Source organism: Dokdonia sp. Hel_I_53 (assembly GCF_007827465.1).
GTDB lineage: Bacteria > Bacteroidota > Bacteroidia > Flavobacteriales > Flavobacteriaceae > Dokdonia.
In genome coordinates, this window is the sequence record NZ_VISL01000001.1 from 2,124,489 (window position 1) to 2,148,039 (window position 23,551).

General features: G+C 36.0%; 22 protein-coding genes. 12 read left to right on the top strand and 10 right to left on the bottom strand.

What is annotated here, in order from left to right:
- Window positions 1-12 precede the first annotated feature (12 nt).
- From OD90_RS09550 to OD90_RS09560, 3 genes are read right to left on the bottom strand one after another with little or no spacing between them, the layout of a single operon-like run.
- Window positions 13-1,140, bottom strand: coding sequence for a peptidogalycan biosysnthesis protein (locus tag OD90_RS09550; RefSeq protein WP_144668947.1), 1,128 nt, complete (start codon window positions 1,138-1,140; stop codon window positions 13-15).
- Window positions 1,127-2,026 carry a DMT family transporter gene (locus tag OD90_RS09555; RefSeq protein ID WP_144668948.1) on the bottom strand — a complete coding sequence of 300 codons (900 nt, stop codon included), beginning with the start codon at window positions 2,024-2,026 and terminating at the stop codon, window positions 1,127-1,129. The genes OD90_RS09550 and OD90_RS09555 overlap by 14 nt, the downstream gene beginning before the upstream one ends.
- Before the next feature lie 7 nt (window positions 2,027-2,033).
- A complete protein-coding gene (locus OD90_RS09560; protein WP_144668949.1) occupies window positions 2,034-2,387 on the bottom strand; it encodes an arsenate reductase family protein in 354 nt (117 codons plus the stop codon).
- 80 nt (window positions 2,388-2,467) lie between these two features.
- Here OD90_RS09560 and OD90_RS09565 point away from each other — a divergent pair, with 80 nt between their 5' ends.
- A complete protein-coding gene (locus OD90_RS09565) occupies window positions 2,468-2,929 on the top strand; it encodes a DinB family protein (RefSeq protein ID WP_144668950.1) in 462 nt (153 codons plus the stop codon).
- On the opposite strand, the gene OD90_RS09570 is transcribed toward OD90_RS09565, so the two are convergent.
- Window positions 2,922-3,683, bottom strand: coding sequence for a PdaC/SigV domain-containing protein (locus tag OD90_RS09570; protein ID WP_144668951.1), 762 nt, complete (start codon window positions 3,681-3,683; stop codon window positions 2,922-2,924). The two genes, OD90_RS09565 and OD90_RS09570, sit on opposite strands and share 8 nt — an antisense overlap.
- A gap of 137 nt (window positions 3,684-3,820) precedes the next feature.
- Here OD90_RS09570 and OD90_RS09575 point away from each other — a divergent pair, with 137 nt between their 5' ends.
- A complete protein-coding gene (locus OD90_RS09575; protein ID WP_144668952.1) occupies window positions 3,821-4,966 on the top strand; it encodes a cystathionine gamma-synthase in 1,146 nt (381 codons plus the stop codon).
- A gap of 56 nt (window positions 4,967-5,022) precedes the next feature.
- On the opposite strand, the gene OD90_RS09580 is transcribed toward OD90_RS09575, so the two are convergent.
- Window positions 5,023-5,859, bottom strand: coding sequence for a THC0290_0291 family protein (locus tag OD90_RS09580; RefSeq protein WP_144668953.1), 837 nt, complete (start codon window positions 5,857-5,859; stop codon window positions 5,023-5,025).
- Between the two features lie 213 nt (window positions 5,860-6,072).
- Between OD90_RS09580 and gdhA the strand changes: the two genes are divergently transcribed.
- The 4 genes from gdhA to OD90_RS09600 all read left to right on the top strand — a co-directional run bounded on the left by gdhA (window position 6,073) and on the right by OD90_RS09600 (window position 12,996).
- The gene (gene gdhA, locus OD90_RS09585; RefSeq protein ID WP_144668954.1) at window positions 6,073-7,416 is read left to right on the top strand and encodes an NADP-specific glutamate dehydrogenase; all 1,344 of its coding nucleotides are present in this window, start codon (window positions 6,073-6,075) and stop codon (window positions 7,414-7,416) included.
- A 169-nt stretch (window positions 7,417-7,585) separates the two neighbouring features.
- Window positions 7,586-9,865 carry a two-component regulator propeller domain-containing protein gene (locus OD90_RS09590; protein ID WP_144668955.1) on the top strand — a complete coding sequence of 760 codons (2,280 nt, stop codon included), beginning with the start codon at window positions 7,586-7,588 and terminating at the stop codon, window positions 9,863-9,865.
- Window positions 9,865-10,584: a DNA repair protein RecO gene (recO, locus tag OD90_RS09595; RefSeq protein ID WP_144668956.1), complete on the top strand. Its 720-nt coding sequence runs from the start codon at window positions 9,865-9,867 to the stop codon at window positions 10,582-10,584. The genes OD90_RS09590 and recO overlap by 1 nt, the downstream gene beginning before the upstream one ends.
- Window positions 10,585-12,996, top strand: coding sequence for a TonB-dependent receptor plug domain-containing protein (locus OD90_RS09600; protein WP_144668957.1), 2,412 nt, complete (start codon window positions 10,585-10,587; stop codon window positions 12,994-12,996). It abuts the gene before it with no gap.
- Between the two features lie 38 nt (window positions 12,997-13,034).
- Here OD90_RS09600 and rsmI read toward each other — a convergent pair whose 3' ends face one another.
- Window positions 13,035-13,709, bottom strand: a complete 675-nt coding sequence (gene rsmI / locus OD90_RS09605; protein ID WP_144668958.1) for a 16S rRNA (cytidine(1402)-2'-O)-methyltransferase — start codon at window positions 13,707-13,709, stop codon at window positions 13,035-13,037.
- 90 nt (window positions 13,710-13,799) lie between these two features.
- Window positions 13,800-14,618, bottom strand: coding sequence for a hypothetical protein (locus OD90_RS09610; protein WP_144668959.1), 819 nt, complete (start codon window positions 14,616-14,618; stop codon window positions 13,800-13,802).
- 101 nt (window positions 14,619-14,719) lie between these two features.
- On the opposite strand from OD90_RS09610, the gene OD90_RS09615 reads away from it, so the two are divergent.
- From OD90_RS09615 to OD90_RS09640, 6 genes are all read left to right on the top strand, one after another.
- Complete coding sequence (locus tag OD90_RS09615) at window positions 14,720-15,379, top strand: thymidine kinase (protein ID WP_144668960.1); 660 nt, start codon at window positions 14,720-14,722, stop codon at window positions 15,377-15,379.
- The gene (gene alr / locus OD90_RS09620; RefSeq protein WP_144668961.1) at window positions 15,380-16,477 is read left to right on the top strand and encodes an alanine racemase; all 1,098 of its coding nucleotides are present in this window, start codon (window positions 15,380-15,382) and stop codon (window positions 16,475-16,477) included.
- Window positions 16,478-16,556: 79 nt separating this feature from the next.
- Window positions 16,557-16,967: a large conductance mechanosensitive channel protein MscL gene (gene mscL / locus OD90_RS09625; protein WP_144668962.1), complete on the top strand. Its 411-nt coding sequence runs from the start codon at window positions 16,557-16,559 to the stop codon at window positions 16,965-16,967.
- A 258-nt stretch (window positions 16,968-17,225) separates the two neighbouring features.
- Window positions 17,226-18,215 (top strand): aspartate-semialdehyde dehydrogenase, encoded by a 990-nt coding sequence (locus OD90_RS09630; protein WP_144668963.1) that lies wholly within the window; start codon window positions 17,226-17,228, stop codon window positions 18,213-18,215.
- A gap of 150 nt (window positions 18,216-18,365) precedes the next feature.
- A complete protein-coding gene (locus OD90_RS09635) occupies window positions 18,366-20,519 on the top strand; it encodes a prolyl oligopeptidase family serine peptidase (RefSeq protein ID WP_144668964.1) in 2,154 nt (717 codons plus the stop codon).
- A gap of 75 nt (window positions 20,520-20,594) precedes the next feature.
- On the top strand, window positions 20,595-21,593 hold the full coding sequence (locus OD90_RS09640) for an NAD(P)H-dependent glycerol-3-phosphate dehydrogenase (protein ID WP_144668965.1): 999 nt from the start codon (window positions 20,595-20,597) through the stop codon (window positions 21,591-21,593).
- Window positions 21,594-21,606: 13 nt separating this feature from the next.
- On the opposite strand, the gene OD90_RS09645 is transcribed toward OD90_RS09640, so the two are convergent.
- From OD90_RS09645 to OD90_RS09655, 3 genes are all read right to left on the bottom strand, one after another.
- Window positions 21,607-22,002: a hypothetical protein gene (locus OD90_RS09645; protein ID WP_144668966.1), complete on the bottom strand. Its 396-nt coding sequence runs from the start codon at window positions 22,000-22,002 to the stop codon at window positions 21,607-21,609.
- 35 nt (window positions 22,003-22,037) lie between these two features.
- Window positions 22,038-23,054 (bottom strand): phenylalanine--tRNA ligase subunit alpha, encoded by a 1,017-nt coding sequence (gene pheS, locus OD90_RS09650; RefSeq protein WP_144669687.1) that lies wholly within the window; start codon window positions 23,052-23,054, stop codon window positions 22,038-22,040.
- Window positions 23,055-23,184: 130 nt separating this feature from the next.
- Window positions 23,185-23,547: a hypothetical protein gene (locus tag OD90_RS09655; protein ID WP_144668967.1), complete on the bottom strand. Its 363-nt coding sequence runs from the start codon at window positions 23,545-23,547 to the stop codon at window positions 23,185-23,187.
- Window positions 23,548-23,551: the final 4 nt, after the last annotated feature.

Consider the following 23,551-nt stretch of genomic DNA (forward strand, 5'->3'; position numbering starts at 1 on the left):
AAAGATAGAATGTTACTCTTTAATAGGAGAATGCTGTTTAAACGCTTTCATTTTAAGCTGCTTGAGCAATGGCTTAAAAAGTAAATTAGGTACAGTACGCTTATGCTTTACATAACATTTTAAATAGTCTGGAGTAGCACCTAGAGTGCTTTTAATTTCTGAAGCTGTTCTACCTAGATTTATTTTTTTTACTCTTAGATTAATTCCTAGTCGTACGTAATCGTTCAACATTCTTGGGTAAATAGCATACTTTTTATTATACCTATAGTCTAACCCAACAAAATGTGCATCAAGTGTTTCTTTGTAATGAAAAGCTGTTGAAAAGCCAACGATGAGATTTTCTTTTTTGTAAATATTAAAAAGAATGCTTTCGCGAAAGCGTTCTTTTAATAAAGCGTAGGTTTCTAAATTTAAGTTTAAGATATTAAAGGTCGCTTTTCTAGTCACATTCTCATACAACTCTTGTAGTCTTGGCATATGATAACGTATTTCATGAGCATCAAGAGTTTTGACTTCTAAAGAGTTACTAGAAGCATCTGCCTTATTTAACTTAACTCGATACTTTGATTTAAGTCTATTTTTATAGCTATCAAAACTTTGCCATTGCACATCAATTACCATATTAGGCTCAACGTCAAAAGCAGTAAAATTAAATCTTTCTGATACGCGAGCAGCTGTATTTTGTGTGTCGTCAAAGTCTTTAAAAAAAAATAAGTTTGTCTTTTTTTTCTTTCCTGTTAGAAGTCTATTACAAAGGATATAAATGATGTTTTTTAGATCTTTTTGTTCTTTACAAAAAACACCATAGTTACCACTTAGAAAGATGTTGCCGCATATTGTAGTAGAAAATTCTTTAGCTATGAATAATGACCGAATGCTTGCAATTAATTTCAAGGGGTATTGTATCTGTTTTACAGCAGGGTTTAATGCAATGTCTAATTTTTGTGTGATGGCTATTGCAATCGGCTGATTGTTTTTTGAAAAGAGAAGGTAGTTATATGTGATATCCTTATTTTGACTTTCAAAAGCATCTAGGAAATCCTTAGAAAAATAAAAAGAATCTACACAACCTAACTCCTTAAAAACAGATTCAGGAATAGTAGCAACCGTACTTATTTCTTTTATATCAATTTGCAACATTTGGTTTTTTTCGTTTGGTACTTAAATAAACACCTAAGAATATTAAGGATGCTGCAATTATGCGTATAGTTGATAGTGAATCTGCTCCTAAAATAATGGCTACAATCGTTGCAATGAGGGGTTGTAGGTAAATAAATGCTCCTATGGTGGAAGGCTTGAGTTCTTTTAAGGCAAAAACATTAAATAAGTATGTAAGATATGTCGTTCCTACAACAACAAATAACATCACACCTATTACATTTAAAGGAAGTTCACTCCATTGGATCTCTAAGAATTGAGGTAATCCAACAGGGGCGTTTGTAAATATGGCAATTAAAAAAAACCACTTCATAAGAGTAATAGAGGAATATTTTGCTGTAAGAGGTTTTACTAATATTAAATAAATAGAATATGCAGTTGCGTTTATAATAAACAAGGTGTTTCCTAAAGTGATATTTGGAGCATTAGTTTGTGTTTTTACGCCAAATAAAATAAGAATAAGTGCCCCTATAAGACCTATAGCTATACCAGATCCTTTTAGCCAAGTAATTTTTTCTTTTAAAAACAGCGCAGAGAGAATTAAAAGAATTACTGGGGATAATGTGATCACAACACTACTATTAATGGGAGTGGAGAGCTCGAGACCTTTAAAAAACATAAGCATGTTTAAAGTCATTCCGAAAAGTGCACAGCTTATAATGCGCCACCAGTCTTTACGCTCTATTTTTTCTCTAGGAAAAAAGAGACTCGTAATCCAAAATAAAATCGCAGCACCTAATACTCGAAGCATGATAAACCCGTAGGCCTGTACATAGGTAGGCATGAGGTCTTTTGCGAGTGTGTGGTTTACACCATAAATAAAACTTGCGCTAAAAGCTGCAAGGAAAGCTAAATAACGCTTTTTCATAAGAGACCTATTTTAAAAGTGCATCGGCAGCAGAAGCTATATTTTTTTTAGAATTACCAATAAATATCTGATCGTCAATAATAATTACAGGTCTTTTAAGAAAAGTATAGTGCTCTAGAATAAGTTCTTTAAAATCATTCTCATTAAGCGATTGTGTGTTAAGACCTCGCTGTCTATATAGTTGTGCACGCTTACTGAATAAAGACTCGTAACTTCCCGAGAGTTTATACATTTCTTCTAGCTGTTTTTCTGTTATAGCCTCTGTCTTTATATCTTGTAATACAACATCTGCCCCAGGGTTTATCTCAGAAATAATACGCTGGCAAGTATTACAAGTAGATAAGTGATATATTTTTTTCATAGCAGGCTCTCTTTTAATTATGATATAAAAATACCGCCTAAGATTACTCAAATGAAGTATTTTTAAAGAAAATAAATGATATGGACTATAGTTTTCAAATATGCCTTAAGAATCGTCAAATTTTAGAGCGTTTTATAAACGGGCACACACTGGAGCAACTTAATAAAATCCCAAAGGGATTTAATAATAATCTTGTTTGGAATATAGGGCACAGTATTGCAACCCAACAGTTGCTCACCTATGGTTTGTCAGGTGTAAAACCACAAATAGATATGGACTTCATTAATACGTATAAGAAAGGAACAAGACCCGAGAAGGATGTTTCACAAGATGACGTAAATAGTATACATAAGATGCTTTTTTCTACCTTAGAAACCCTAGAAGAAGATTATAAAATGGGTCTGTTCTCAACCTTTAAAGAATACACATTGTCTACCACAGGTGGAGTTCTATCAAAGGTTGAGCACGCTATAGAGTTTAATAATTTTCACGAAGGGCTACATTTGGGCTGCTGTATACAACTAAGTAAATTAGTTAAATAGTAACGTAATCTTCTACTATTTCCCACGGAATTATAAGTTGCTTGTTTTCTAAAGGAATAGCTTCTTTTCCTAGTTCATTGTAAATAATAACCATTCCAGCATCTGAAAATCCTATCTGTAAATAATTTTCAGGAAGTTCAGCTATACTTAGATTAGGGAATTCTTTTTGGAGTTGCGCTTTCGCGAAAGCATAAAACCCTTCTTTTAAAAGTTCATCTCTAGAAAATTCGCGTCCTGTATGGGGGTTAAAGTTCCCGTATAATTCATAGTCATACCCATGAGCACCTCCAGAGAAAGCATAACCACTAAGAAGAATTGAGAGAAGTTCATTTGATTTATAAGAGATATCGGTATCTATAGAAAGTTCATGCGCTACAGATAATTCTGAAGTTTCTGGATATGATATTTGGCTACTATTTATATAAGAGGCAATAGCTTCATTAAAAGAAGTCTGCATATCGTAATCGGTAAAATCCATTAGTTGAAAAGCAACTAATTTTGTCCAATTGTTAGTCACCTCTGTAAGAGATTTAGGGTTGTCTATGACCACTAAATTTAATACTACCGCGGGACATGTATCAGAGAAACAATTAATAGCATTTTCTGTAGTGAAAGTATCGATATGACTTTTATACTCTACTGTTTGTTCACATCCCCAAGCAAATAAAAGGATGATAGTGTATAAAAATTTATCCTTGTGATTTATCATGTTATCAAATGTAGCTTGAGCAAGCCTAATAAAAAAACACTTCATCTTATAAGCTTGTAATCTGTAGCAATATTAAATAGTATTTATAAAAAATGAGCGTTGTTCTCAAATGGTATTGGATTCACTAAGCTATCCCTTAAATTTATATTTTTCTCAGACCTAAGCCTAGTAAACATATAATTATGAAATTTAATACTAAAACAATTCATGGAAATCAGCATCCAGATAAAGCTTATGGAGCCGTAATGCCTCCCATTTATCAAACCTCCACTTATGCACAAAAATTTGTTGGAGAGCTTAAGGAATACAGCTATAGTCGCTCCAGTAATCCTACAAGACATGCTTTGGAACAATCTCTAGCAAGTCTGGAAAATGGTTTGTACGGGATTGCATTTGCTTCTGGTCTTGCAGCAATAGACGCGGTCATGAAGCTCCTTAAACCCGGTGATGAGGTGATTTCAACAAGTGATTTGTATGGAGGAACGTATAGGTTGTTTACTCAAATTTTTGAAGGTTTTGGTATTAAGTTCCATTTTGTAGGGATGCATCACGTACCTACGATAGAAAAATACATTACAGCCAATACTAAATTAATCTGGGTAGAAACTCCTACTAATCCTATGATGAACATCATAGATATTGAAAGTGTAGCCAGTATCGCAAAGCAACATAATATTCTACTAACGGTAGATAACACCTTTGCAACTCCTTATTTGCAACAACCCCTCAATTTAGGAGCAGATATTGTAATGCATAGCGCGACTAAATATTTAGGAGGTCATAGTGACTTAGTTATGGGAGGACTTGTCGTAAAGAAAAAGGATATTGCAGACCGTTTATATTTTATACAGAATGCCAGTGGGGCTATTTGTGGTCCCCAAGACAGTTTCCTTGCATTGAGAGGAATTAAGACGTTACACGTGAGAATGCAAAGGCATTGTGAGAATGGCGCTGCAATTGCTCGCTATTTAAACAACCACCCTAAGGTATCAAAAGTATACTGGCCAGGATTTAAACAGCACCCTAACCACGATATAGCACAAAAACAAATGAGTGGGTATGGAGGGATGCTTTCATTTTCAACAAATAATGACTCTATTGAGGTGGCGATGGCTATTTTAGAAAATCTCAAAGTCTTTACGCTGGCAGAAAGTCTAGGGGGAGTCGAGTCACTCGCTGGGCATCCAGCGACAATGACGCATGCATCAATCCCTAAAGAGGACCGAAAGAAAATAGGAATTACAGATTCCTTGATACGTTTAAGTGTGGGTATTGAGGATGTTGAAGATTTAATAAACGATTTAAAACAAGCATTGGATGCCAGTTAAATAGATATTATTATTCAAAAATTAAGAACCTAACTACGCTTTCGCGAAAGCTTACTTTAATTTAAATAGTATATATACCCCAAATTTATCCAAAAAATCCAATCATCTGCGCGATTTGCAGGTCTTGGATCTGGATTCAATCCATCTACCCAGTTTGAGGTATAGTAATGCCATCTGAGATCTAGTAATAAATCACTTAAAATATCAAGCTTATAGCGCGTTCCTACACTCCATGTTACGGCCCATGTATCACCAGCCCTTCTATCAATACCAGAGTTAAATTCTCCATCACCTTGAGCAAACCCGTTAAATAATGCGGGCCCACTACTTACTGGAGTTGTATAGGGATTTGTAATTTGTCCAAAAATATCACCACTGCCAAGTTCTGAGAAAGCATCTGGATCATACGCTACAAAATGGACGCCTAGACTTATATATGGTGTAAATTTATAAGCACCGGCAGCAAAATCCCTTATACTCAAAGGAAAGTATTCCAGCTGTGAGCCTATTTCAAACACACGGGTCATTCCTTTATGAGAAGCCAGTTGTAGCCCTCCAAAGCTATCTTCTCCTACTTCATCTCCGAAGTGCTCGAAATTAGTTACGTGGTAATCTATTTCATTTCGAACTTTAAAATGGTCATTAAAATATGTGTATCTAGAATAGCAGTTACAATCTGCATTATAAGCAAAGTTGAGGTAGTGTACAATTCCTAACCCATAGCCTACATTGCCACTATTTGTTTCAAAATCATTACGTTGACCGTAATCCGATTGGAAAGCCACTGGTCCAGCGATAACTCCCACCTCATGAGAAAACCCAAACTGAGCTTGGAGACTCTGCTGCGCTATCACAAAAGATAACAACGCCAGTAATAAGTACTTGGCTTTCATAAATAGGTTATTTAGTAACAAACAAATATATAAAATAATGTCAAACACCGAAATTTACTACCACTTGGTCGATATTTCTAGTAGGAAACTTTAAAATAACATAAAGTTTATTATGATATATTAAAAAAATGTACATCAAAATAGAGGATAATGTATATTTGTGGCGTGTAAAAATAAATTTTACACTAATAACGTATTCAATACAAAAATCATATGTCAGACAGCATTAAAAAATTTGTCGATTATGTTGCAAAAAGCAACCCTAACGAGCCAGAATTTATGCAGGCCGTTCACGAGGTAGCAGAAACTGTTATACCTTTTATAGAGAAAAATAAAAAATACCAAGGAAAAAAACTTCTTGAGCGCATGGTAGAACCAGAGCGCACAATACTATTTAGAGTACCCTGGACAGATGATAGTGGAGAAATACACGTAAATAGAGGTTACCGCGTTGAGTTTAACAGTGCTATTGGTCCGTATAAAGGAGGATTACGTTTTCACCCTTCAGTAAACTTGAGTATTCTTAAATTTCTTGGTTTTGAACAAGTATTTAAAAATAGCTTAACTACATTACCAATGGGTGGTGGAAAAGGAGGTTCTGACTTTGATCCTAAAGGAAAATCAGATGCAGAAGTAATGCGTTTTTGCCAAAGCTTTATGTCAGAGCTAGCTAGACATATAGGACCTAACACAGATGTCCCTGCTGGAGATATAGGAGTTGGTGGTCGTGAGATCGGTTATATGTTTGGACAATATAAAAGACTTCGCAATGAATTTACAGGTGTTCTTACAGGAAAAGGAAGAAGTTATGGCGGTTCTTTAATGCGTCCAGAAGCAACGGGTTACGGTGATGTGTACTTTGCACAGAGTATGCTAGAAACTAGAGGTGAGAGTTTTGAAGGTAAGACAGTTGTGGTTTCTGGATCTGGTAATGTTGCACAATACGCTACAGAAAAAGCAACACAACTTGGAGGAAAAGTTGTGACCATGTCAGACTCTGGAGGATATATACATGATAAAGACGGCATAGATGCAGATAAACTGGCATTCATTATGGAGCTCAAAAATGAAAAGCGAGGTCGCATAAGTGAGTATGTAAATGAATACAGTAGTGCTACATATCATGAAGGTGAAAGACCTTGGTCTGTAAAATGTGAGGTTGCCTTGCCATGTGCAACTCAAAATGAATTGAATGAAGAAGAAGCAAAAACGTTAGTAGATAATGGATGTATTTGTGTGGCAGAAGGTGCTAACATGCCATCTACACCAGAGGCTATTGAAGTGTTTAAGGACGCTAAGATATTGTTCTCTCCAGGAAAGGCTTCAAATGCAGGAGGCGTAGCTACATCTGGGCTAGAAATGTCTCAAAACAGTCTTAGATACAATTGGACTGCAGAGGAGGTAGACCAAAAACTACATAATATTATGCTAGATATTCACGCAGCTTGTGTAGAATATGGAAAAGACGAAGATGGTTATATAGATTATGTAAAAGGAGCAAATGTAGCTGGTTTTGTAAAAGTTGCAGATGCAATGCTTGCGCAAGGAGTGGTATAAATCATTTAAAATACGTATTAAAAAAGGGTAGACTTCATGTACTACCCTTTTTTTATGAATTAATTATACGCTTTCGCGAAAGCGTAATTATATGTAGACTCTAACCATCATTTCGTTACAATAAGCAATAATTGTACATTTATCCGTTTAAAAGAATAGACAAACTATCGTGAGATTTAGCTATACACTTCTTATATTTCTTACTACACTTAATGTAGTTGCACAAGATTTTTCTCAAGATTGGACGGGTCATTTTTCGTTTACTCAAGCAATTGATATTTCCTCGGGTAGCTCTATGGTTTATGTTGCTTGTGAGAATGCAGTATATAGTTACGATGTCTTGAGCGGTGAGGTAGAAACTATTACTACTATAAACGGTCTTTCTGGGAACACTATTTCCTCAATTTATTACAGTGAAGATTCCACCACACTTTTTATTGGTTATGAAAATGGAATTATAGATGTAGTCTCAACAGATACTTCTCAAGTACTTACTGTGGTTGATATCTTTAACAAACCCTCCATAACTCCAGATAGAAAACGCATACATCATTTTACGGAGTTTAATGGATTTATATATATAGCTTCTGGGTTTGGAATTTCATTATTTGATTTGAACCGCCTAGAATTTGATGATTCTTACTTTATTGGTGATGCCGGGGCATTACTTGATGTGAGAAGCACGGCAATAAAAGATGATTATATATATGCGGCAACAAATGATGGCGGTCTAAGAAGAGCTTTAGTAAATAATGATAACATTATTAATTCCCAAAATTGGGAAACGGTAAGATCTGGTTCTTTTGAAATTATTGTGTCATTTAATAACAATCTTTATTTACAGGAAAATGCTACTCTTTATAAGTCTACTGACGGTATAAATTATGTAGTTTTTGATCAATATCAAACAGCCATAACTGATATTACTACAACAGATGGGCTGTTACATATTGTACTTGCAGGTACCGTTGTGATATATGATGCTACGGAATCTGTAGTTCAAAATTTTACAAATATACAAGGTTATACAACTCGCTACAGTACGGCAATTTCTTTAGAAGGTTATGTATTTGTTGGGACACTAGGCACTGGTGTGGCACAACTTTCTTTAGACGAGAGTCAAAGCATCGAGCGACTTTTACCTAACGGACCTTTAGAAAACAACCATTTTGACATAGCAGCTACAGCTGGAAATATCTGGACAGTTTTTGGTGATTATGACGTTTTTTACAACCCATTTCCTTTAAAAAGACAGGGTATTAGTCAATTTATAGAGGGTTCTGGATGGGAGTCTATAAATCCAGGAGAATTTTTTGGTGCAACAGATTTATCGTATATATCCATTAATCCTCAAGATGTCTCTCAATTATATGTGAGCTCTTATCATTCTGGGTTAATTGAAGTTATTGATAATATACCTGCGATTATCTATGATGAAAATAATAGTAGTCTCAAGCCCGTTAATAGTACGAATGATGATGTACGTGTAGCAGGAACGGCATTTGACAGAGAAGGCAATTTATGGGTAGGTAATTCATTTTCTATTACTGCCTTGCACAAAATTTCTGCAAGTGGTCAATTTTCATCTTTTAACACAGAAGAAATCTTAGCAGGCTCAAGTACGAATATTGATAATATTGTTGTAGGTGTAGGCGGGAATATTTTTATTGGAACAGATAAAAGGGGGGTTATAGCATATAACCCAATTACGAATACATTTGAACGTATTGCAGGTGAAGATGGAGCTGCAAATTTACCTATAGATGATATACGTTCTCTAGCGATTGATCGTAACGGTGCTTTATGGATAGGAACACGTCTTGGTTTACGAGTACTTTTTGGACCTTCACAGGTATTTGAAAATCCTCAGGTGAGCACTAGCGAAATTATCATTTTGCAGGACGGATTGGCACAAGAGCTATTAAATGATCAAGTGGTAACAGATATAGTTGTAGATGGTGCTAATAACAAATGGCTAGCTACGGCAGATTCTGGAGTATTTTATATATCTCCTACAGGGCAAGAAACTATCTTTCATTTTACAAAAGACAACTCTCCATTACCTTCTAACAGTGTTCAGGCCGTGGCAGTAGACCCTCAGACGGGAAGTGTTTATTTTGGAACAAATCAAGGGATGGTATCTTTTAATGGAAGTTCTACTGCGCCAGCAGACAATTTAGAAGAAGTGCTTATTTACCCAAACCCTGTTAGACCCAATTATAATGGAAATGTACGTATTGAGAATCTCACAGCAAATACAAATGTAAAAATCACAGACCTTGTTGGGAATCTAGTTTATGAAGAAACAACATCTGGAGGAAGTATAGAATGGGATACCACAGCCTTTGGACGTCATAAAGTAGCCTCTGGTGTTTATCTTGTGCTCCTAACAGGCCCTGTAGAAGAATCACAAGAAACAGCCATTGAAAAAATAATGATTATCCGATAATGCAAGTTAAAACAGAGGCAATAGTTTTTTCTGCATTAAAGTATGGGGAGGCAGACCTTATCGTAAAAGCTTTCACAAAAAGCAATGGATTAAAATCTTATTTACTTCGCAATATTCTCAAGTCAAAAAAGGGAAGGCTTAGGGTAGCTATGTTTCAGCCACTTATGCAGTTAGAAATTGAGGCAACTCATAAAGATAAGGGCACACTTGAAAGTATACGGGAGGCAAAAGTAATTACACACTATCAAAGCTTACATACACAGCTCTCAAAGAGTGCTATTGTTTTTTTTGTTTCAGACATGTTACGTACAGTAATTCAAGAAGAGGAAGAAAATAGTCGTTTGTATACGTATCTTTCCGTCACTACTTTATGGCTTGATGAGAACACAGATATAGCAAATTTTCATCTTTTATTCCTCGTAAAGTTAACTGGTTACCTGGGGTTTTACCCAGATGATACAGAGGTAGAGCATGATTATTTTAATTTACTAGATGGAACATTTGAACCCTCTGAAACTAATCTGTATTGTCGTACTGGTAATTCTGTCTCCATCTTAAAGGAGCTCTTAGGCATAAATTTTGATGAGCTTTCTAATTTAAAATTAAATCAGCAACAGCGCAGTGAGTTCCTCAATATGCTATTACAGTATTATGAGTTACATTTGCACGGTTTTAAAAAACCGCGATCTCTTGCGGTTCTAAATTCAATTTTCAGTTAGATGCGCACTATTTATTTGCTTCTTTTTTTTATTTCTTTTAGCGCAGTTTCACAAACTATAGAAGTTCTTGACTTAGATACTCGCGAGCCTATCATCGGGGTTGCTATATTTAATAAAGATAAAAGTAAAAGTGCCTTAACAGATTTTGACGGTAAGGCAGATATTTCTGCTTTCGCGAAAGCAGAAGTTATATTTTTTAAAGAGATAGCACATAAAGAAACGCAGTATACAAAAGCACAGATACAAGCATTTTCGAATCGTATTTTTCTAAAACAAAAAGACAATCAGTTAGGAGAGATTGTATTATCTGCTAGTAAATTTGCGCAAAGAAAAAAAAATATACCTCAAAAAATAGTAGGCATTTCATCTGAAGTAATAAGCAGATTAAATCCTCAAACAGCAGCAGATTTATTGCAATCAAGTGGAGCGGTTTTTGTACAAAAAAGCCAGCAAGGTGGAGGGAGTCCCCTTATAAGAGGTTTTTCGACCAATAGATTGTTAATTACCTTGGACGGTGTTCGTTTCAATACAGCCATCTTTAGAGGTGGGAATGTTCAAAATGTGATTTCTTTAGATCCTTTTTCAATAGATCGCACAGAGGTTTTATTAGGACCAGGATCTGTAATTTATGGTAGTGATGCAGTAGGGGGAGTGATGAATTTTTATACTAAAAAGCCTACACTCACTTTTTCTGATAGTGTTGCAATACATGGGACGGCTTTATTTCGAGCAAATACCGCAAATAAAGAACGCACAGGACATTTTGATATAAATTTTGGAAAAGATAAATGGGCTTTTTTAACAAGTGCTAGCTATTCTGATTATGACAACCAGCGACAAGGGAGTAATGGTCCGGATGATTACTTGAGGTTAAAATATGCTGCAAGAATAGATGGTCAAGATGTTGAAGTTGTTAACGATGATCCCTTGGTTCAAGAAGGCTCTTCCTTTAGCAGTATGAATCTTATGCAAAAAGTGAGGTATGCTCCTAATCAATTATGGGACATAAGCTTTGATCTGCATTATGCAACTACATCAAATTATGATCGATATGATAGATTAACCCGAGAACGTGATGGACAACTACGCGCAGCTGAGTGGTATTATGGACCTCAAAAATGGTTAATGGCAAACGCACAAGTGACTAAAGAGGGAGATGGTACTATTTATAACAAGGCTCAAGCGACCCTTACCTACCAAAATTCTCAAGAGAGTAGAAATGATAGAAACTTTAATAGCACGGAGTTTTTTGAAACAGATGAAAATGTAGATGCCTATTCAACAGGTGTAGATTTTACTAAGAACCTTGCTAATCGAAAGAACAAACTTTTTTATGGATTAGAATACATTTATAATCGCGTAAACTCTTACGGACAGGTTACAGATATCACAACTGGTAATGTTTCAAAACAAGCCTCTAGATATCCAAATGGATCTAACTGGAGTTCAGTAGCAGGATATGTAAGTACACAATTAGCAATATCATCAAAAACTAAACTACAGTCCGGTTTACGATATAATCAGGTTTGGGTAAATGCTGACTTTACAGAGAATAATGAGTTTTTTGACTTGCCCTTTAATCAAGCAAACATTAGTACTGGGAATCTAACAGGAAGCTTAGGTGTGACTCATGAACTTTCAAAAAGCTTTACGGTTATCGCAAATGTAGGTACAGCATTTAGAGCACCAAATATAGACGACGTAGGAAAAATATTTGATAGTGAGCCAGGCTCTGTAGTCGTTCCTAACCCTGACTTGAAGGCAGAGTATGCTTATAATTCTGAGATAGGAGTAAAATATAAATATAAAAACAAGATTGACTTTACGATAAATGGATACTACACCCTATTAGATAATGCATTAGTTCGTCAGGATTACGACCTTGATGGAGTTACTCAGATCGAATATCAAGGAGAATTAAGTAATGTACAAGCTATCCAGAATGCATCGAAAGCTGAAGTTTATGGTTTAGAAGTAGCACTTAATGTGAGACTCAATAAAGATCTTAAATTTACTTCACGCTTTAATTATACAAATGGAGTAGAACAGGATGAAGGTGGGGATTATGTGCCTGTACGTCATGTAGCACCTATTTTTGGAGATTCACATTTCATATGGTCAAAAAAGAAATGGACGGTAGACACTTACCTATCGTACAGTGGGAAATTTGATTTTGAGGACTTAGCCCCTAGTCAACAAAATAATACTCACTTGTATGCATTAGACAATGATGGGAATCCATTTTCTCCTAGTTGGTATACGTTTAATATAGCCAGTCAATACATGCTGTCAGATCATTGGTCTTTTACAGCAAATCTCGAAAATATAACAGATCAGCGTTACCGTACCTATTCTTCTGGGATTTCGGCTGCAGGACGTAATTTGATTCTCTCTGCTAAGTATAGTTTTTAGGTACTCGCTTTCGCGAAAGCGAAATAAAATAATTGAGATTACTTGCTTTTTCCTGCTACGATAATGACAATCTCTCCCTTTGGAGGTTTGTTGGTGTAGTGTGAAAGAACTTCAGAAGCCGTACCCCTAACAGTTTCTTCGTGTAATTTTGTGATTTCTCTAGATACAGAAACGGGTCTATCTGCCCCGAAAAATTCTACAAAGTGTCCCAGAGTTTTGATCAATTTGTGGGGTGACTCATAAAAGATCATAGTGCGTGATTCTTCTTGAAGAAAAAGAAATCTTGATTGTCTCCCTTTTTTGACAGGAAGAAAACCTTCAAAAGTAAACTTGTCATTTGGGAAACCACTATTCACAAGAGCGGGAACAAATGCAGTTGCTCCAGGTAAACAGTCTACTTCAACTCCTGCTTCTATACAGGCACGAGTGAGTAAAAATCCGGGATCAGAGATGGCTGGAGTCCCAGCATCACTTATACAGGCTATTGTTTCTCCCGCTAGTAAGCGCTGCACGATGGCTGCTACTGTTTTGTGTTCATTGTGCATATGATGACTCATCATTTGCGTGCTTATATCAAAGTGTTTAAGTAGTTTGCCACTTGTACGAGTATCCTCAGCAAGTATCAGGTCTACTTCTTTGAGCACACGAATGGCTCTAAAGGTCATATCTTCAAGATTGCCAATAGGCGTTGGGACAAGGTAGAGTTTTGACATGAGGCAAATTTACTAATAAACAGTATTGCATGCGTTGGTGATCTTTTTAATGAAACGATATGCTACCGCATCATTTTGATTCTCTCTATTTTAAGAATAGCGACTCTCTACAATTTGTAAAAAGCGTTCTTCTTGCACTTCCTTTCCCGCCCAATTGTCATAATCAGGCTTAATCATTTGTGAAATAAACTGTTGGGCTTCCTTTGCAGATTGAAATGTTTCTAACTGACTGAGAACCCTGTTATAATCAGCAGGGTTGCCATTAAACAAATGTTTTATAAAAGATAGTTTATCGTTGAGTCCTATTTTAAATGTACCCTTTCTTAGAGAATCATTGAGGCTTTTAGATTTTTCGTCTACATTGGATTCTAAACTTGTCTCTTTAGGTTCAAAAATAGGTGTTTGTTTATATTCATTACCTATCTCAAAGCTATCATTTTTACCCACAGTAGGTTCAGGTGGGATTATAGTATTTAGAACTTCATCTATATCTGCAGCTTCTGGAGACATTTCTGGCCACATATCCTTTATTTTTTCAATTACTGGTTCATGAACAGCTTCCCCATCATTAAATAGTGTGCCATCTGGTCTATAGTGATCATCGCTTTTGAGTTGAGTGTCTGTATTTTGCGAGGTCTCTATGGCAGACGTATTTACATCCATAACATCAGAGTTTTGTGCTTTAAGATTGTTATTCGATTGTTTGGTTTGTATAAGATTATCTTCTAGTTCCTTTAGGCTTATACTAGGTTCTTTTGACTTTTCAAGTCTTTCTATATAAGCTAGTACGGCAAGTTTTTCATGCAGTTCTCTTGCTATTTTTGCAAGATCTGTATAATCTGAAGTATTGTCAAGATGTAAAGTTTTGTGCGCGAGGTTCGCAAGCTCTGCTTGGATATATTTCTTCATAATTTTGAGATCTGTACAGTAGTTGTTTTTGTTTTTACATACTTTTACTGCAGGTCATAATCAAACGAGAAAACTCTCGTTTTGGTCTAGAAAAGTACAAAATGTTTCTCGAAAATACGGTAAATCACAAAGAGCAATTTGGCTGGATTGAAGTCATTTGCGGTTCAATGTTCTCTGGTAAAACAGAAGAGCTCATACGTCGTTTAAAACGTGCTCAATTTGCAAAACAACGTGTGGAGATTTTTAAGCCTTCTGTAGATGTTCGTTACGATGAAGAAATGGTGGTCTCACACGATAGCAATGAAATAAGATCTACGCCCGTTCCAGCTGCGGCAAATATTCCTATTCTGGCAGACGGTTGTGATGTTGTGGGTATTGATGAAGCGCAGTTTTTTGATGATGAAATTATAAAGGTATGTAATGACTTAGCAAACAGTGGTGTACGCGTCATTATTGCTGGGCTTGATATGGATTTTAAAGGAAATCCTTTTGGACCTATGCCTGGATTGATGGCAACAGCAGAGTATGTTACAAAAGTCCACGCTGTTTGTACTCGTACAGGTAATCTTGCACAGTATAGTTACCGTAAAGCAAAAAGTCAAGATATTGTCATGCTAGGTGAGACAGAAGAATATGAGCCACTCTCTAGAGCCGCTTATTATAAGGCTATGTTGAGAGATAGGTTGCGTAAAGTTGATGTAGAAGATGTAGAGTTTATAACACCTCAAAACAAAAAAACTTCACAAGAAGATCCCAATTAAATGGCAGTTACTCGATTAGAAATAGATCTAGGTGCATTGCGCCACAACTACTTATATATACGTAGTAAGATTGCAGATAATGTAAAAGTTATAGCAGTCGTAAAAGCTTTTGCTTATGGAAGTGATGCAGCTGCGATTTCTTTAGAATTAGAGAAACAAGGTGTCGATTATTTTGCAGTTGCTTATGTTCCAGAAGGGATAGCATTAAGAGATGCAGGCATTCGTACTCCTATAATGGTCCTTCACCCACAGCCAGACTATTTTGAAGAAATGGTAGATCGTTGCTTAGAACCTAATCTCTATAGTAAGAGAATTCTTGAACTTTTCTATGCTTTCGCGAAAGCAAAAAACCAAAAAAATTATCCCGTACATTTAAAATTCAACACAGGTCTCAATCGATTAGGTTTTTCTGCTAAAGATTGTACATGGATATTAGGTCGCTTACATAAAAACACTAGTTTAAGAGTAAAATCATTGTTCTCACATCTTGTAGCGAGCGAAGATCCCACAGCAGAAGAATTTAGTTTAAATCAGATTCTGGAATTTACTCAGATTTCTAAACAGATGATAGAAGGTCTTGATAATGTTCCGTTCTTACATATGACAAATACTTCTGGTATTATTAATTATGAACGAGCTCATTTTGACTATGTTCGTACGGGAATAGGACTCTACGGTTACGGAAACACTCCAGAGGAGAGTGCTCATCTTATGCCTGTTGCTAGACTAAAATCAGTTATTTCTCAGCTTCACACAATACAAGAAGGAGATAATGTAGGTTACAATCGTGTTTTCACTGCACCCCAAGAGATGATTATTGCAACTTTACCCATTGGTCATGCAGATGGTATATCAAGAGCTTTTGGCAATGGTGCCGGTTATGTGAGAATAGGAGGGGTAAAAGCTCCTATTGTAGGAAATGTGTGTATGGATATGATAATGGTAGATGTGACAAATATTAGCTGTGAGGAGGGTGATGATGTAGAAATTTTTGGAGAGTTAACAGGTGCCGAGGAACTTTCAAGTCAGATGAAGTCAATATCGTACGAAGTACTCACGGCAATTAGTCAGCGTGTAAAACGAGTTATTGTCGATTAAGCAGGCCTCTTAATAATTTGTTAAAAAGTATTAAAAAAATGACTATCTTAGAAATCTATTAACCTTTAAGAATTAACCAATGTTAAAAGAGTTTAAAGATTTTATAATGACAGGAAATGTCATAGACTTAGCTATAGCCGTACTACTAGCAGGTGCTGTAGGACTAGTAGTAAAAGGATTTGTGGGTGATATTATGATGCCACTTGTAGGTCATTTTGCCGGAGGAGCAAATTTTGAGGATTTATTTTATGCAATGGATGGTAAAAATTATCTTACACTTGAGGAGGCAAATGCTGGAGGAGGTGCTGTAATCGCTTGGGGTAGATGGGTTAATTCCATTATAAATCTAATTATAGTTGGCTTTGTTTTATTTATGATGGTAAAATCGTATGCAAAATTACGCAAGAAAAAAGATGAGGCACCCGCTCCAGATCCAGGGCCAACGGAGATTGACTTGCTAAAAGACATTAAAGAGTTACTAAGGAAATAAATACACCGATATTTTTATCGGACGCCGCTACACTATTGTAGTATAACCTTAACCACTTTGTTATCTAGCAGAGTGGTTTTTTTATGGAAACATATATTGTTTTATAAGTAACAAAATTTACAATTACTACAACTATTTTATCCGTCCAGAGACATTAACTTTGATATTGATTCACTACCTTTTTTATATCAAGCACTTTGTGTTTTGAATTAAGGGTTTTGATTATAAGAATTGTGATAATTATATAAGAAGAACAATATGAAAATAGCAGTTGTGGGCGCTACAGGAATGGTAGGTCAAGTAATGTTAAAAGTATTATCAGAACGTCAGTTTCCGATTACAGAATTAATTCCTGTAGCCTCAGAGAAGTCTGTTGGGAAAAAGGTAAACTACAATGATAAAGAATATACCATTGCGTCTATGAGTGACGCTATTGCTGCAAGACCAGATATTGCAATATTTTCTGCTGGAGGAGCGACATCACTCGAACACGCTCCAAAATTTGCCGAAGTAGGAACCGTCGTAATAGACAATTCCTCAGCTTGGCGTATGGATCCAACAAAAAAGCTGATTGTTCCAGAAATTAACGCTTCCTCACTTACAAAAGAAGATAAAATTATTGCAAACCCTAACTGTTCTACGATTCAAATGGTACTCACCATGTCTCCGCTTCATAAAGAGTACGGCATTAAAAGATTAGTTATTTCTACGTATCAATCTATAACTGGTACTGGCGTTAAGGCAGTACAGCAGCTAGAAAATGAGTATACGGGAACAAAAGGAGAGATGGCTTACCCATATCCTATACACCGTAACGCGATACCAGCTTGTGATGTCTTTGAGGACAATGGATATACTAAAGAGGAACTAAAACTGGTGAATGAAACGCAGAAGATTCTTGGTGACCGATCGATTGCTGTAACTGCCACAGCAGTGCGTATTCCAGTTGTAGGAGGACATAGTGAGTCTGTAAATGTAGAACTACACAAAGAATTTGAAGAGAAAGATATCCGTAAACTATTGAATGAAACACCAGGTGTAACGGTTCAAGATAATCCAGATACAAATACTTACCCAATGCCAATTTATGCAGAAGGAAAAAATGATGTATTTGTAGGTCGTATACGTCGCGATTACTCTCAAGAAAATACTCTTAATATGTGGATTGTTTCTGACAACCTACGTAAAGGAGCGGCGACTAACGCTGTCCAAATAGGTGAGTACTTGATTGAGAACGGTTTGGTATAGATCTTTTACAACCTTTAATATTTTCTTAACGTTTACACGTAATCAACTCCTACACCTTATTTTTGAGAAGGATTTATTATGGTAAAATTTTGTAACGCTTTCGCGAAAGCGGTTACCTATCTATAAATAACTCCTTAAAACCAACCAACCATGAAAAAACTACTTTTGCTAGCTATGGCAACAACCGCATTAATTTCTTGTGAGAATGAAGAGAAAAACTCTAGAAAAGATATTGCTGTAACCTACACAGAGACTAAAAAGGTTGATACAGTTGATACTTATTTTGGTACAGAGGTTAAAGATCCCTATCGCTGGTTAGAAGATGATCGTAGTGAAGAAACGATGGATTGGGTAAAGCGTCAGAATGTAACCACCCAAGATTACTTAAAAAATATACCTTTTCGTGAGGAGTTAAAAGATAGACTTTCAAAATTATGGAACTACGAAAAAGTAGGGTCACCTTTTAAAGAAGGAAACTATACTTACTTTGCAAAAAATGACGGATTACAAAACCAATATGTAATCTATCGCTATAAAACTGGTGATAGCCCAGATACGGCTGAGGTTTTTCTGGATCCAAATACCTTTGCAGAAGATGGAACAACTTCTTTGGGTGGTATAAACTATTCAAAGGACGGTAGTATACTCGCGTATTCAATTTCTGAAGGAGGAAGTGACTGGAGAAAAATTCTGGTGATGGACACAGAGAAAAAAGAAATCATAGAAGACACACTTACAGATGTAAAGTTTTCTGGGATGTCTTGGTACAAAAATGAAGGGTTTTATTACTCTAGTTATGATAAGCCAAAAGGTAGTGAGCTCTCTGCAAAAACAGATCAACATAAACTCTACTATCATAAATTAGGCACACCACAATCTTCAGATAAACTCATTTTTGGTGGGACTGATGCGCAAAAGCATCGCTACATTGGAGGTAGTGTGACAGAAGATAATAAGTATCTTTTTGTAAGTGCAAGAAATTCTACTTCTGGAGGGAAGTTATTTATGAAAGATCTTACAAAACCAACTAGTGATTTTGTCACAATTCTTGATCACGAAGATTCCGATACTTACGTGATAGACAACGTGGGCAGCAAGCTCTATATGGTCACTAATTTAAATGCACCAAACCAGAAAATTGTAACTGTAGATGCTAGCAACCCTTCCTCAGAAAACTGGGTAGATTTCATCCCAGAAACAGAAAATGTATTAAGTCCAAATACAGGTGGAGGTTACTTTTTTACAGAGTATATGATAGATGCCGTGTCTCAAGTGAGACAGTACGACTACGATGGGAAATTAATAAGAGAAATTGAATTGCCGGGTGTAGGAAGTGTAGGTAGTTTCGGCGGAAAGCGAGAAGATAAGGAGGCCTACTATAGTTTTTCGAACTATAAAACGCCATTAAGTATTTATAAATTCGATTATGAAAGTGGAGAGTCTACAATGTTTATTAAGCCAGAAATAGACTTTAATCCAGATAATTTTGAAAGTAAACAGGTGTTTTACAATTCAAAAGATGGTACAAAAATCCCTATGATTATCACCTATAAAAAAGGAACCGTAATGGATGGCAAGAATCCAACAATTCTTTATGCCTACGGTGGTTTTAATGTAAGTCTTACACCAGGATTTAGCATTGCAAATGCAGTGTGGATGGAGCAAGGTGGTATTTATGCCGTACCTAATTTACGTGGAGGTGGCGAGTACGGAAAAAAATGGCATGATGCAGGTACAAAAATGCAAAAGCAAAATGTGTTTGATGATTTTATTGCAGCTGCAGAATATCTTGTAGACAGCAAATACACTTCAAAAGAATTTCTAGCCATACGAGGAGGATCAAATGGAGGTCTTCTTGTGGGAGCAACCATGACGCAACGACCTGATTTAATGCAAGTAGCATTACCTGCTGTTGGAGTGATGGATATGTTGCGCTACCACACTTTTACTGCTGGTGCAGGATGGTCTTATGATTATGGAACAGCAGAGGATAGCAAAGAAATGTTTGACTATCTTAAAGGGTACTCACCAGTGCATAATGTAAAAGCAGATACTTCTTACCCAGCAACACTAGTAACTACTGGAGATCATGATGACAGGGTTGTACCAGCTCACTCATTTAAATTTGCTGCAGAGTTACAAGAAAAACAAGCAGGAAATGCGCCAGTTTTGATTCGGATTGAAACGGATGCTGGTCACGGTGCTGGAACTCCAGTTTCAAAAACAATTGAGCAATATGCAGATATCTTTGGCTTTACAATATGGGATTTGATGTTCTTCCAGAAAATGAAGGAGAAACAGTAAAAGGATAATTTAAAAGTAAGAGAGATGAGTACGCTTTCGCGAAAGCGTACTTCTACATAATTAAGTAATGGTTCTATGGATAATCCTACATTTGGAGTTATAGGAGGTGGTAGTTGGGCAACAGCAATAGTTAAAATGCTTTGTGAAAATTTAGATAAGGTGGGCTGGTATATGCGTAGTAATTATGCGACAGAACACATCAAACGAGAATTACACAACCCTAGCTATTTAAGCTCTGTAGAATTTAAGCCTGAGCAGCTTCTTTTAAGTAATGATATTAATGAAATTGTGAACTATGCAGATATTTTGATATTTGCTGTGCCCTCTGCATTTATAGGTAGTGAGCTAGAAAATCTAACCGAATCTCTAGATAATAAGATTATAATTTCTGCGATTAAAGGAATTATGCCTGAGAGTGGAAAACTTGTGGGGAACCATTTTCACGATGTTTATAATATACCTTTTGAAAATATAGGAGTAATAGCTGGTCCTTGTCACGCAGAAGAAGTGGCCTTAGAGCGTTTATCCTATTTGACCATCGCTTGTGCAAAAGAGAAGAATGCAAAAATAGTTGCAAAACACCTTTCAAGCGATCATATAAAGTGCACAACGAGTGATGACATTGTAGGTATTGAATATGCAGCTACACTTAAGAATATTTATTCCATCGCCGCGGGTATTGCTCACGGTTTAGGCTATGGCGATAATTTTCAAGCCGTTTTAATGAGTAACGCTATAAGAGAAATAGATCGTTATGTGAAGCGTGCACATAAGATGAAACGTAATATAAATAATTCGGCTTATTTGGGAGATCTCTTAGTAACCGGCTATTCGGTTTTTAGTAGAAACCGAATGTTTGGTAATATGATAGGGAAGGGCTATACAGTTAAAAGTGCTCAAATGGAAATGTCTATGATTGCAGAGGGTTATTATGCTGCAAAAAGCTGTTTGGTGCTCAATAAAAAGCGCGAAAAGAAAGCTAAAATCCCCATCATTGAAGCGATACACAGTATTTTGTACGAGGGGAAAGAACCTAAGAAAGTTTTTAAAAAGCTAACCGAGAAGTTGAACTAAACTTTTTATTGAATTAACGGGCTAGAACACCTCTTTTATCCATCACTGGAAGTTCTACTGCATTATCATCTAAGATGCTATTTGCTGGAAACTCAAAGCGTTTTTCATACATCTTACCCTTTAAGAAATAAGTTACAGAATAGAAGTTATCCAGCTTAAAAATACTTTCTTCCATAAATTCTAATTTGGCATAACCTTTAGCAGGAAGTAAATCAATTTTATGACGTGTATGCGTTGTCATCTGCTTCTCATTATAACCTTGAATAGTCATTAATACTACCTCTAGAGGCTCGTTCCCATCATTTATTATATAAGCGTTCCAGTCTTCAGTTTTATAGTCTTTATGGAACTCTTTAACAGCAGCGATATAGACGTCTTTAACTTCTGGTATTTCTATGTCTTTTCTCAACCTACAGTGATGTTAATTTAAATTTTTATAAATAATTAAAAAGCACTTTTAAATTGTTCTAAAAACCTAAGGTCATTCTCACTCAACATTCTGATATCAGAAATCTGATGTAACAATAAAGCGATACGATCTATACCCATCCCAAAAGCAAATCCACTGTATTCTTTAGAGTCAATACCACAGTTATCAAGAACATTAGGATCTACCATACCACAACCCATAATCTCGAGCCATCCGGTGCCCTTAGTCATCTTATAGTCTGTCTCCGTTTCAAGACCCCAATACACATCAACTTCTGCGCTAGGTTCTGTAAAAGGAAAATATGATGGACGTAGGCGTATTTTGCTTTTTCCGAACATTTCTGTAGTAAAATGTTGTAATGTTTGCTTTAAATCTGCAAACGATACATCTTTATCTATATAAAGACCCTCCACTTGATGAAAAAAGCAATGCGAGCGACCACTTATCGCTTCATTACGGTACACTCTACCTGGTGAAATCGTACGTATAGGTGGTTTGTTATTTTCCATATAACGCACTTGTACCGATGAGGTATGGGTGCGTAGCAGCACATCTGGGTTGGTTTGAATAAAAAAAGTGTCCTGCATATCCCTAGCCGGGTGATATTCCGGAAGATTTAATGCTGTAAAATTATGCCAGTCATCTTCAATCTCTGGTCCTTCTGATACGTTGAAACCTATGCGAGAAAATATATCTATTATTTGATTCTTTACAATGGAAATAGGGTGACGAGCTCCTAGTTCTATAGGCTCTCCTGGTCTCGTAAAATCTTGTTCAGAAGAAGTCTCGTTAGAAGCCTCTAGAGCGTCTTTAAGTGCATTAACTTTTTCTAATGCTTCTGTTTTAAGCTTATTAATAACCTGCCCGTATTCCTTTTTCATCTCGTTAGGCACATTACGAAAATCTGCCATAAAATCATTTACAAGACCTTTCTTACCAGAATATTTAATTCTGAATGCTTCTACTTCCTCTAATGTATCGGCACTAAAGGCTTTTACATTCTCAATATGCTCTTTGATTTTATCTAACATCATGCTTCATTTTATTTCCAAAAAGGAAAGTGCAAATTTATAGAAAAGTAATCACTACATCCCCGTAATAGCTCATAAATGTAATGCTATTTGAACTGTATAATATTTGGGATAGAACTAATTCTCAGGCTTATTGAATAAGCCCCTTTTCTAGAAAATACTGGACAATTGCATCTTTCATTAAAATTTGTTGCTCACCAGCTTTAAGTGTAGGCAGTTGTTCAATTACCTTATAATGTGGCCATCCATCTGGATCATCATAATCATATTGGTAATATCCAAAAGGTTCTAGCAAACGACAGATGGCAATGTGCATCAAGTTCATTTTTTCGTCCTTTTTAAATGTTTTATCAAGTTGTCCGAGTTCCTGAATTCCAACTAAATAGATAATACTATCCAGATCCATAGCTCCCGTATCACCATCTGTAAATCGTTCTGAAAGTTTCACAACTACTTGATTGTACCTTTCTTTCAATTGCTCATCTCTCGCCACAGTT

What these genes read in the sequence shown, in the direction of transcription:
- OD90_RS09560 (WP_144668949.1), bottom strand. Translation starts at nt 2,387, where the DNA reads ATGAAAAAAATATATCACTTATCTACTTGTAATACTTGCCAGCGTATT.
- OD90_RS09635 (WP_144668964.1), top strand. Translation starts at nt 18,366, where the DNA reads ATGAAAAAACTACTTTTGCTAGCTATGGCAACAACCGCATTAATTTCT.
- OD90_RS09550 (WP_144668947.1), bottom strand. Translation starts at nt 1,140, where the DNA reads ATGTTGCAAATTGATATAAAAGAAATAAGTACGGTTGCTACTATTCCT.
- OD90_RS09580 (WP_144668953.1), bottom strand. Translation starts at nt 5,859, where the DNA reads ATGAAAGCCAAGTACTTATTACTGGCGTTGTTATCTTTTGTGATAGCG.
- OD90_RS09600 (WP_144668957.1), top strand. Translation starts at nt 10,585, where the DNA reads ATGCGCACTATTTATTTGCTTCTTTTTTTTATTTCTTTTAGCGCAGTT.
- OD90_RS09565 (WP_144668950.1), top strand. Translation starts at nt 2,468, where the DNA reads ATGGACTATAGTTTTCAAATATGCCTTAAGAATCGTCAAATTTTAGAG.
- OD90_RS09640 (WP_144668965.1), top strand. Translation starts at nt 20,595, where the DNA reads ATGGATAATCCTACATTTGGAGTTATAGGAGGTGGTAGTTGGGCAACA.
- gdhA (WP_144668954.1), top strand. Translation starts at nt 6,073, where the DNA reads ATGTCAGACAGCATTAAAAAATTTGTCGATTATGTTGCAAAAAGCAAC.
- rsmI (WP_144668958.1), bottom strand. Translation starts at nt 13,709, where the DNA reads ATGTCAAAACTCTACCTTGTCCCAACGCCTATTGGCAATCTTGAAGAT.
- OD90_RS09630 (WP_144668963.1), top strand. Translation starts at nt 17,226, where the DNA reads ATGAAAATAGCAGTTGTGGGCGCTACAGGAATGGTAGGTCAAGTAATG.
- OD90_RS09570 (WP_144668951.1), bottom strand. Translation starts at nt 3,683, where the DNA reads ATGAAGTGTTTTTTTATTAGGCTTGCTCAAGCTACATTTGATAACATG.
- OD90_RS09555 (WP_144668948.1), bottom strand. Translation starts at nt 2,026, where the DNA reads ATGAAAAAGCGTTATTTAGCTTTCCTTGCAGCTTTTAGCGCAAGTTTT.
- OD90_RS09575 (WP_144668952.1), top strand. Translation starts at nt 3,821, where the DNA reads ATGAAATTTAATACTAAAACAATTCATGGAAATCAGCATCCAGATAAA.
- alr (WP_144668961.1), top strand. Translation starts at nt 15,380, where the DNA reads ATGGCAGTTACTCGATTAGAAATAGATCTAGGTGCATTGCGCCACAAC.
- recO (WP_144668956.1), top strand. Translation starts at nt 9,865, where the DNA reads ATGCAAGTTAAAACAGAGGCAATAGTTTTTTCTGCATTAAAGTATGGG.
- pheS (WP_144669687.1), bottom strand. Translation starts at nt 23,054, where the DNA reads ATGTTAGATAAAATCAAAGAGCATATTGAGAATGTAAAAGCCTTTAGT.
- OD90_RS09610 (WP_144668959.1), bottom strand. Translation starts at nt 14,618, where the DNA reads ATGAAGAAATATATCCAAGCAGAGCTTGCGAACCTCGCGCACAAAACT.
- OD90_RS09615 (WP_144668960.1), top strand. Translation starts at nt 14,720, where the DNA reads ATGTTTCTCGAAAATACGGTAAATCACAAAGAGCAATTTGGCTGGATT.
- mscL (WP_144668962.1), top strand. Translation starts at nt 16,557, where the DNA reads ATGTTAAAAGAGTTTAAAGATTTTATAATGACAGGAAATGTCATAGAC.